The sequence below is a fragment of the Cohnella silvisoli genome (assembly GCF_021190915.1).
In the GTDB taxonomy this organism is placed as follows: Bacteria; Bacillota; Bacilli; order Paenibacillales; family Paenibacillaceae; genus Cohnella; species Cohnella silvisoli.
This window is the reverse complement of sequence record NZ_JAIOAP010000039.1, coordinates 1-1,425: the sequence shown is the minus strand read 5'-3', so window position 1 is coordinate 1,425 and position 1,425 is coordinate 1. Positions and strand designations below refer to the sequence as shown.

Genomic DNA, 1,425 nt, shown 5'->3' with positions numbered 1-1,425 from the left:
CCCTACCGTTAGATTTCCGCTGCCAGCAGCGAAAGCAAGTAGCCAACCTATTTGCTTGCAGAAAGTACCGGTATGGCTGGTAAGAAACCCCTACTTCTTAGCGAAGCGTAAGTAGGGGAGGTTCATCGGGTCATCCTATCCGGTGCTTTAATTTCTCGTAAAGCAATTCGGGGGAGGGGGCGGCGATGACTTCGGCTTTGCCGATCAAGACCATACACTGTTTCGTGCACAGCTTGCAGACGCCTAAGCAATCTTTTTTCTTTTGCTTCATCTCGGGAAATTCGGCTTTCATCGTTTTGTAAACCGACTTAGAGCCGTGCTTGAAGTTTTTGCAGCAGTATTTGATTTTGCTCATGATCGAACCGACTCTCATGGAAAATTTCAATCTCTGCTTATGATGATATTAATTCTCATTATCAATGTCAATGGGGTAACGCAAAAGAAAAACCGCCCCGGAATAATACCGGAGCGGTTCCATTGGTTAAAATTAACGGCTGTAGAACTCGACGATTTGTTTAACGTCGATATCTTGGGACAGCTCGCCGCGGTCCGGAAGACGAACAAACTTGCCTTCCATGGCGTTGGCATCGAATTCAACGTAGCCCGGCAAATGATGACGGCCTTCCGAAGCTTCTTTGATCGATTTCAGGGAGCGGCTACGCTCGCGAAGACCGATTTTGTCGCCAACTTGCACGGTGTAGGAAGCGATGTCGACTTTCTTGCCATTGACCGTCACGTGACCGTGAGAGACCAGTTGGCGGGAGCCGTAACGGGAGTTTGCCCAACCAAGACGGAAAACAAGGTTGTCTAGGCGGCTTTCGAGCAGGAACATGAAGTTCTCGCCCGCAATACCTTCTTGTTTGGATGCGCGGTCGAACAAGTTGCGGAATTGCTTCTCGTTCAGGCCGTACATGTGGCGAAGCTTTTGTTTTTCTTGCAGCTGCATGCCGTAACCGCTGATTTTGCGGCGTTGGTTAGCACCGTGTTGCCCCGGAGGGAAAGCGCGTTTCAATTCTTTACCGGATCCGCTCAGGGAAATACCAAGGCGGCGACTTAGCTTGAACTTAGGACCTGTATATCTTGACATGATTAGAAAGCTCCTTTTTCAAAAGAAAGTTTTTGAAAATGGGTTTCGTTGCGCGGATTTCGCCATAACCGAATCGTTCGGTTCCAGTAGGGATGTTCAGCCGCAGCCCGCTGGCGGGAAATCCGAGAGGGTGTCACAAGAGCTAAGCCCAGTATTCAACAAGTTATATTATAAGAAACTGCACGTAAATGTCAAGGTTTTGTTTCCAAACGTGTTGTTGTGCTGTGATAATGTCACCCTATAACTGTTCTGAGATAATGTCACTATGGGACAGGAGACAGTGACATTGACCAGAGCAGAGATGAAGAAGGTATTAGTGGTGGAGAAGATCTTTGGGG

Annotated in this window: 2 protein-coding genes; both read right to left on the bottom strand. The window is 48.2% G+C overall.

The genetic code is table 11. The features are described 5' to 3' along the window. Positions 1 to 130 precede the first annotated feature (130 nt). Complete coding sequence (locus K7P76_RS32965) at positions 131 to 355, bottom strand: DUF1450 domain-containing protein (protein WP_232190343.1); 225 nt, start codon at positions 353 to 355, stop codon at positions 131 to 133. Between the two features lie 132 nt (positions 356 to 487). After that, positions 488 to 1,087, bottom strand: coding sequence for a 30S ribosomal protein S4 (rpsD, locus tag K7P76_RS32960; protein WP_232190342.1), 600 nt, complete (start codon positions 1,085 to 1,087; stop codon positions 488 to 490). Positions 1,088 to 1,425 lie beyond the last annotated feature (338 nt).

Coding starts and splice junctions, on each gene's coding strand:
- rpsD (WP_232190342.1), bottom strand. CDS start 1,087: ATGTCAAGATATACAGGTCCTAAGTTCAAGCTAAGTCGCCGCCTTGGT.
- K7P76_RS32965 (WP_232190343.1), bottom strand. CDS start 355: ATGAGCAAAATCAAATACTGCTGCAAAAACTTCAAGCACGGCTCTAAG.